We start from the raw sequence: 7,384 nt of genomic DNA, 5'->3' as shown, positions 1-7,384 counted from the left end.
CCCCTCATCCGGCGGTCTTGGCGAGGTTGATGTCCTCCTTGAGCCCGTTGCCGACCCTGTACGGGAAATGACCCTCGTGCTGCAGCCGCCCGATGACGATCCCCGGCGCGACGCCGATCTCCTCGGCGAACCGCTTCACGTCGTCCAGGCTCTTGAGGCCGGGCAGCAGCGACGCCTTCGCCGGCGGGATGAGCAGGTCCCGCGCGAACTCGTCCGCCTCCCGTTCGAGCGGATCCCCGCGATCGGCGTCCCCCTCGACCCGGACCTCCTGCTTGCCGTGCCTGATGACATGGCACAGCTCATGGAAGAACGTGAACCACAGCTGGTCGTTCTTCTTGTACCGGCCGCTGAGCATCACCATCGCCTTGTTGGGCGACAGCCACTTGGTGGCGCCGCAGGTCCGGGCTCCGGTGATCTCCGGTACCACGACGACCGCGATCCCGTTGGCCGCGCAGATGTCCCGGGTGAGGCGGAAGAACACCTCGGGCGGCTGGACGGTCAGCTGCCGAAGCCGCGGCAGCGCGGCCTCGATGCCGGCCTTCGTGTACGGCTTGCACCGAACGTCCTGTGCCTTCAGCTCCCCCAGCCGTATCCACGCGGCGACGGCTCCCGGCCCCGCCTTGAACGCCTTGCTCTGCCGGAAGTTCACGGCGGTCGACTCGTACAGCTCCCGGTAGGTCTCCAGGTGCGCGACGCCGAAGAAGGTCAGGACCTGCTGGACGCGACTCCGTTCGTCCTTGGGCCCTTCGGGCAGCACGCCTCGCCTGACCAACTCGCGGACGGGTATCTCGTCCCGCACCCATGACGCGAGCTCGGCGAAGTCATCCCGCCGGCGGAGGCGGTTGACGGCGGTCTGGTAGTCGGCCTCCAAGCGGTTCCACAGCCGCGCCGGCATGCCCGTCACGAGTTCCAGCCGGGCGGCCACGTCGGGTGATAGGGGCACGAGGCCCTGGACGAGCTGATTGACGTGCTTGGGCGTGAGGCCGAGGCGAACGGCCAGCTGCCGCTGCGTCATGTCCAGGTCGTCCAGGAACTCACGGATCGTCTCGCCGGGCGGCACGGCGTAGTCCGGGTCGGCGGCCGGATGCAGCTCCGGGGGGGTCGCCATCGTCCTCACTCCCTTCCAAGAATCGCCTGTTCAACCTTCGTGGTAGTCGATGATCTCAACCACCAGCGCGGCCGTGTCATCCGGGATCTCCTGGGCCTTTCTCTCCTCGTCCGTCAACAGCCGGAAGACCAGGCGCAGCCCTCCGTGCAGCCGGAAGGCGAAGCAGTCGCCGTAGTACGTGCCGTTGAGGGGATGGCAACGGCCGGGCGCCCGCATGAGGTCGTCGACCGAGTCGGCCGCCTCCAGCGTCCGGAGCCGGGTGGCGATCCTCCTGGCGCACACGGCGCCGTACTTCCGGCGAAGGGCCCGGTCGGACGCGCAGAGGTCGCGCAGGTCCGGATCGGCATACCGCACCTCCAATCGCGCGCCCTCCTTAAGTATTAACCAGTTAGGTAAACGGCGAACCTCCGTGCGGGCAGAACTCTGCCACAGTCGGGCCCTGGTCGCCGCCCCGGTGAGCAAGGAGGCGGTCTTGCGCTGTGGTCATTGGCGGTCAAGCCGGGGCAAGGTGGTCGACCTGCTGGCCGCATCCGGCCGCTGGACGGGGACTGCGGAGGGCGACGGTGGCGGTGCGGGTTGCGGGTGGGGATTCTGGATGTCTAGTATCCAGGATTATGCGGATGAGTGAGGGCGTCGAGTGGGCGCTGCATGAGTGCCTCAACCTCACCTGGCTGGAGCCGGGGGAGGCGGTGACGGCGGCCCGCCTGGCGAAGTACTACGAGCTGCCCGCCGCCTACCTGAACAAGCAGCTCCAGGCCCTCGCCCGCGCCGGAATCCTGGACTCCACGCCCGGCCCACGGGGCGGGTTCCGGCTCGCGCGCCGCCCGGAGGACATCACGATGATGGACGTGGTGACCGCCATCGAGGGACCGGACGGCGCGTTCCGCTGCGAGGAGGTCCTCCGGCGCGCTCCGGGGGACCACGAGGGCGTCGACTACCGCAAGTCGTGCATCATCTCCCAGTCCATGCGGCGGGCGGAGCTCGCCTGGCGCCGCGAGCTGGCGGCGGTGACCCTCGCGGACCTGAAGGAGATCGTCGAGAGGCGGCACCCGGCCTCGCCCGGCGCCGTCCTCCGCGGCCTGCGCACCTGAAGTCACACGATCCGCGACCAAGGGAGACATCGGCCCTAATTCTAGACATCAGATATCCAGATCTATGGAGGTCATCATGCAGGCACGGATGAACGTCGCGAAGGCCGCCCCGGGCGGGTACAAGGCCATGCTGGCGCTGGAGGCGGCCATCGGGGAGACCGGCGTCCCGCACAGCACGCTGCTGCTGCTCAAGCTGCGGGTCAGCCAGATCAACGGCTGCGCCTTCTGCGTCCACATGCACTCCCGCGACGCGAAGGCCGAAGGCGAGACCGACGAGCGCCTCTGGTCGGTGGCGGCCTGGCGCGAGGCGCCCTTCTACACCGACGAGGAGCGCGCGGCCCTGGCGCTCGCCGAGGCCGCCACGCGCATCGGCGACAACCCGGCCGGGGTCCCGGACGACGTCTGGAACGAGGCCGCCGACCACTACGACGAGAAGACCCTCGGCGGCCTGGTCATGGCGATCGCCGCGATCAACGCCTGGAACCGCATCAGCGTCACCGTCCGCAACCCCGCCGCCTGAGAGGGATCACGTTGCCCCACTCCATCACCAACCCGGACGGTCTCTACCGGCCCACGACCTACAGCCATGTCGCGACGGTCTCCGGAGAGCTCGTGTTCATCGCGGGCCAGTTCGCCTCGGGTGGCGACGGCGACGTCGTCTCGGCGGACTTCGCCGACCAGGTCCGGCAGTCCTTCGCGAACCTGCGCACCGCACTGCGGTCGGCCGGGCTGGACTTCGAGCACGTCGTCCAGCTGCGCACGCACATCGTGGCGCACGACGCCGGCAAACTCGCCGTCCTCGCCGAGCACATCCACGAGATCTGGAAGGACGAGCCGCCGACCCAGACCCTCTCCGGCGTGGCCGCCCTGGCGTACCCGACCATGCTGTTCGAGGTGGACGCGATAGCCGCCCGCCCCTGACCTCTGCCGCTATGGCCGATACCCCCAGCCCTATCGGCCATAGCGGCGGCCCCGCTCGGGCACCCCGCGAACGAGGTCCTACGGTTGCGCGATGCGATCGAGTAGCCAGGTCCCGATGTCGCTGAGGGCGGTTTCCGCCATTGCCGTGGGGTGGCCGGTGAAGCCGTGGGGTGCCTCCGGGTAGATCCGGAGGTCGACGTTGTTGCCGGCGGCGGAGAGACGCCCCGCCATCGCGAGGTTGTCCTCCAGCAGGATGTCCGCACTTCCGACGACCAGGAGTGTTGGGGGGAGGCCGCGGAGGTCGCCGTAGACGGGGGAGATGTCGGGGAGGGTGCGGTCTGAGACGTGGCCGACGTAGGCCTGGATGAAGTACTCGTCGGCGATCCGGCGGCCGGCCGGTGTCTGCGCACTCAGGTCGTAGGTGCCGAACCGGAGCACGGCGCCCGCGAAGGCGTCCACGGCCCCTCTGTCCTTCAGGCGTATCAGGGTCGCCAGTGCGAGGGTCGCTCCCGCCGAACTCCCCCCGATCGCCAGCCGGGCCGTTCCGAAACGGTCACGGGCCTGGTCCATCAGCCACAGCGCCGCCGTCTCGCAGTCGTCGGGTGCGGCGGGCCAAGGATGCTCGGGGGCCAGCCGGTAGTCGACGCTGACGACCGCGAGGCGGTGGGCGTCCGCGAGGCGGCGGTTGCGCCGGTCTTCCTGCGCGGCGGAGCCCATGTAGAACCCGCCGCCGTGTATGTCCAGGTAGACGCCTCGTGCTCGCCCGTTGGGCGGAGTGAAGATCCGTACCGGGACGCGGGCTCCACCGGCTTCGGCCGGCTCTGCGGTGCCCGGCGGGTCGGCCGGGGGAGGCGCGGACCTCTTCGCGCGTGCCTCCCGCAGCTCCTCCAGCGTGCGAGGGCCGCGTCCGGCCGCCCTCGAACCGTAGAAGTCGCGGGCCTCATCGGCCTGCTCGGCGGGCACTTCGGCGAACAGGTCGTTCAGCGCGAACCGCACGCGCCCTCCTCAACGGCCGGGACCGTCACCGACGGTATACCGGCCGGGTGAGCCCCGGCTGGTCGATGCGGCAGTCGGGGCCGATCGGGCGGGTGATCGACCAGTGGCGGCGGAAGTGGCACTTGGACATCTTCCAGCGGCCGTCCTCGACCACGTACTCGTCGTCGTACTCGCCGGTGCTGACCGTCTCGGTGCCGTCAAGCAGGTTCACCTGGCGGAACTTCAGCGTCCAGCGGCCGGACGCGCTGCCCGCGCCGTGGACGGTGATGTCCGGATGCATCGCGTGGTGCATGTCGAGGATCGCGTTGCGGCCGTCAACCCGCTGAAGGGCGATGCGCTCGAAGACCTTGGCGATGCCGTCCGCGTCGTCGAAGGCGCCGAGGCGGTCGAAGTCGATCGACGCGCCGGAGGCGACGAAGCACGCCCGGAACCCCGCGGGGTCCTTCGCGTCGCAGGCCCGCAGGTAGCGGTGCTTGAGCGCCTTGATCTCCTCGATGGCCTCCAGCCGGGCGATGCGCCCGGCGAGGTCGGGATCCGGTGGCTGCGGCATGGTGGCTCGACCCTCGGCCATGGCGGACGCCCCGTCCACCGGTGTCCCGGTGAACGGAAGGCGCAGCAGCGGCGGGGTGAGGACGAGCAGGAGGACCGCGAGGGCGGCGACCGCGACCATGGCTCCGCGCAGCCCCACGGTGTCGGACCACAGCCCGACGTAGCCGGGGCCCGCGAGGAACCCGAGATAGGACACGGTCGTGACGACGGAGGTGGCCCGGCCGCGGCGGGACTCCTCGACGTTCCGCGAGACGATGCCGAGCAGCGTCGGGAACAGCACCGCGGTCCCGGCGGCGGCGAGCGCGAGGCCCGGCACGGCGATCGGCAGGGTGGGCGCGGCGGCGAGCAGGACCGCGCCGCTCGCGGCGGCCGACGCGCCCGCCAGGAGGACGGTGCGCGCATGGGCGGCCCCCACGCCGCCGACGCAGAACCGGGTGATCGCGACCGTCCCGGCGAACACGGCGGGCGCGACGGCGCTGAGCCCGTGTCCCGAGCCGAGTTCGGCCTGCGCGAAGACCGCGCTCCAGCTCTGGTGCGCGTTCTCGCCGGCGAACGCGAGCGCGCCGAGTATCCCGATGCTCAGGAACGGGACGATGCCGCGCCGACCGGACGGCGACGCACTCGCCGCCGGGACGTGCCGACCGGCGACGACCTCGGCGGGCAGCGTCCGCAGCAGGAAGACACCGGCGATCAGCGAGAGCACCGCAACCGTCCCGAACGGCGCCGCGAGCGGCAGCGACGCGGCCGACGCCAGGCCGGTGCCCAGGCTGGCGACGACCACCAGCGCGGAGAAGACGCCGTGGGCGGGGGTGATGACGGGACGGCCGGCGATCTTCTCGGCCCGCCCGGCGACCGCGTTCATGGCCACGTCGGCGGCCCCGCTGGCGGCCCCGACGACGGCCAGCCCGGCGCACAGGCTCGGCAGGTCCACCGCTGTCAGCGCCACTCCGGCGCCCGCGCACCCGAGGGCGGCGACGGCCAGGGCGGCGATCCGCAGGCCCCAGCGGTCGAGCGCCCTGCCCGCCAGCAGCATCGCGGGCAGCGCGCCCGCGCCCACGAACAGCAGCGCGAAGCCGAGCCGGCCGTCGCCGATGCCCGCCTGCTGCTGGACCCGCGGGATCGAGGCGCCCCACGCGCCCCAGAACGCGCCGAAGGCGGCGAAGGCCACGACCGCGGAGGCGATCAGGCGGCGGTGCGGTCCGGCGGGTCTGCGCGGCATGTGTGTAACGATACACAATCTAGGCTGGTGCCCATGGAACCGTCCGTGGGCCCGAAGCGGGCGACCCTCGCGCAGGTGGCGGAACTGGCGGGCGTGTCCGTCATGACCGCCTCCTACACCTACAACCGGCCGGACCGGGTGTCGGCGGAGGCCCGGTCCAAGGTGCTCGCCGCCGCGGCCCGCCTCGGGTACGCCGGACCCGACCCGAGCGCCCGGTCGCTGCGCCGCGGCAGCACCCGCACGCTCGGGGTGGTCCTGGGCGAGCACCTGAGCTACGCGTTCGACGACCCGGAGGCGGTGTCGTTCCTGGCGGGGGTCGCCGATGTCTGCGCCGACCACGGCTACGGCGTGACGATCCTGCCGATCTCGGGCGCCGCCGATGACGCCGCGCGGATCCGGGACGCCGCCGTCGACGGATTCGTCATCTGGACCACGTCCGACGACGACCCGGTCCTCGCGGCGGTCCGGGCGGTGCGGCGGCCGGCGGTCGTCCACGGCGGTCCGGCCGTCCGCGGGATGGGCCTGGTGACCATCGACAACCGCGCGGCGGCGGCCGAGGTGGGCGCCGTCGCCTTCGCGGGCGCCGAGCGTCCGGCGGTGCTGAGCCTTCCGCTCTCCCGCGAGCGGACGAGCACGATCACCGCCGGCGTGGCCGGCGCGGACGTGTCGTTCCCGGTCACGCGGGAGCGGCTGGAGGGCTACCGGCGGGCGGCGGAGGACGCCGGTTTCGCCTGGCGTGACGTGACCGTGGCGGTATGCGCCCGCAACGACGCGGCCGAGGCCGAGCGGCTCGCCGCGACGTTGCTCGCCGCCGCCGAGCCGCCCGACGCGATCGCCGCGATGAGCGACCAGCAGGCGGCCGGGGTCGTCCGGGCCGCCCGCGCCGCCGGCCGGGCCGTGCCCGGCGAGCTGGCGGTGACCGGCTGGGACGACGCGGCGGTCGCGGCGGAGCTCGGGCTGACGACGGTGGCGCAGTCGCTGCGCGACCAGGGCGCGGCGTGCGCGCACGCCGCGCTCGGCCGGGAACCGGCCTCCCTGGCCGCGCCGTGGTCGATCGTCCGGCGGGGCAGCACCCGCGCCTGAGCGGTCAGCGGGCGGGACGGATCCGGCCGGTCACCTCGCCGAAGCCGATGCGGGTGCCGGAGGGGCCCGGCGCGGTGGCGGTGATGGTCACCTCGTCGCCGTCCTCAAGGAACGTGCGGGGTTCGCCGTTGACGGTCACGGGCTCCTTGCCGCCCCAGGTGAGTTCGATGAAGGCACCGCGCTGGTCCTTGTCCGGGCCGGAGACCGTGCCGGACGCGAACAGGTCGCCGGTGCGGGACGAGGCGCCGTTCACCGTCATGTGCGCGAGCATCTGGGCCGGTGACCAGTACATCTCGCGGTAGGGCGGGCGGGAGACGACCTGCCCGTTCCACGCGATCTCCAGGGAGAGGTCGAGACCCCAGGGGTTCTTCTCGCGGAGGTAGGGCAGGGGCTCGGGGTCTTGCGGCGGGGTGGCGA

At 72.3% G+C, this 7,384-nt stretch carries 9 protein-coding genes; 4 read left to right on the top strand and 5 right to left on the bottom strand.

Features of this window, described 5'->3' with window-relative positions; translation table 11 throughout:
- Positions 1-4 precede the first annotated feature (4 nt).
- A complete protein-coding gene (locus E1200_RS29090) occupies positions 5-1,108 on the bottom strand; it encodes a HigA family addiction module antitoxin (protein WP_131955277.1) in 1,104 nt (367 codons plus the stop codon).
- A gap of 30 nt (positions 1,109-1,138) precedes the next feature.
- Positions 1,139-1,468 (bottom strand): killer suppression protein HigA, encoded by a 330-nt coding sequence (locus E1200_RS29085; RefSeq protein ID WP_131955276.1) that lies wholly within the window; start codon positions 1,466-1,468, stop codon positions 1,139-1,141.
- 260 nt (positions 1,469-1,728) lie between these two features.
- On the opposite strand from E1200_RS29085, the gene E1200_RS29080 reads away from it, so the two are divergent.
- The 3 genes from E1200_RS29080 to E1200_RS29070 all read left to right on the top strand — a co-directional run bounded on the left by E1200_RS29080 (position 1,729) and on the right by E1200_RS29070 (position 3,120).
- Complete coding sequence (locus E1200_RS29080) at positions 1,729-2,199, top strand: Rrf2 family transcriptional regulator (RefSeq protein ID WP_243708921.1); 471 nt, start codon at positions 1,729-1,731, stop codon at positions 2,197-2,199.
- Between the two features lie 76 nt (positions 2,200-2,275).
- The gene (locus E1200_RS29075) at positions 2,276-2,719 is read left to right on the top strand and encodes a carboxymuconolactone decarboxylase family protein (RefSeq protein WP_131955274.1); all 444 of its coding nucleotides are present in this window, start codon (positions 2,276-2,278) and stop codon (positions 2,717-2,719) included.
- A gap of 11 nt (positions 2,720-2,730) precedes the next feature.
- Positions 2,731-3,120 carry a RidA family protein gene (locus E1200_RS29070; RefSeq protein WP_131955273.1) on the top strand — a complete coding sequence of 130 codons (390 nt, stop codon included), beginning with the start codon at positions 2,731-2,733 and terminating at the stop codon, positions 3,118-3,120.
- Between the two features lie 78 nt (positions 3,121-3,198).
- Here the strand turns inward: E1200_RS29070 and E1200_RS29065 are convergent, their stop codons facing one another.
- Together E1200_RS29065 and E1200_RS29055 are read right to left on the bottom strand one after the other, a co-directional pair.
- The gene (locus E1200_RS29065; protein ID WP_131955272.1) at positions 3,199-4,116 is read right to left on the bottom strand and encodes an alpha/beta hydrolase; all 918 of its coding nucleotides are present in this window, start codon (positions 4,114-4,116) and stop codon (positions 3,199-3,201) included.
- Between the two features lie 25 nt (positions 4,117-4,141).
- Entirely contained in the window at positions 4,142-5,884 is a 1,743-nt protein-coding gene (locus tag E1200_RS29055) for an MFS transporter (protein WP_243708920.1), read from the bottom strand.
- Positions 5,885-5,917: 33 nt separating this feature from the next.
- Between E1200_RS29055 and E1200_RS29050 the strand changes: the two genes are divergently transcribed.
- Positions 5,918-6,967, top strand: a complete 1,050-nt coding sequence (locus E1200_RS29050) for a substrate-binding domain-containing protein (RefSeq protein WP_131955271.1) — start codon at positions 5,918-5,920, stop codon at positions 6,965-6,967.
- A gap of 4 nt (positions 6,968-6,971) precedes the next feature.
- Here E1200_RS29050 and E1200_RS29045 read toward each other — a convergent pair.
- A partial coding sequence (locus tag E1200_RS29045) for a fumarylacetoacetate hydrolase family protein (protein WP_207933603.1) occupies positions 6,972-7,384 on the bottom strand: 413 nt, incomplete at its 5' end.

The organism is Actinomadura sp. GC306 (assembly GCF_004348665.1).
Taxonomy (GTDB): Bacteria; Actinomycetota; Actinomycetes; order Streptosporangiales; family Streptosporangiaceae; genus Spirillospora.
The sequence above is the reverse complement of the archived record's forward strand: the minus strand, read 5'-3'. Positions and strand labels throughout refer to the sequence as shown.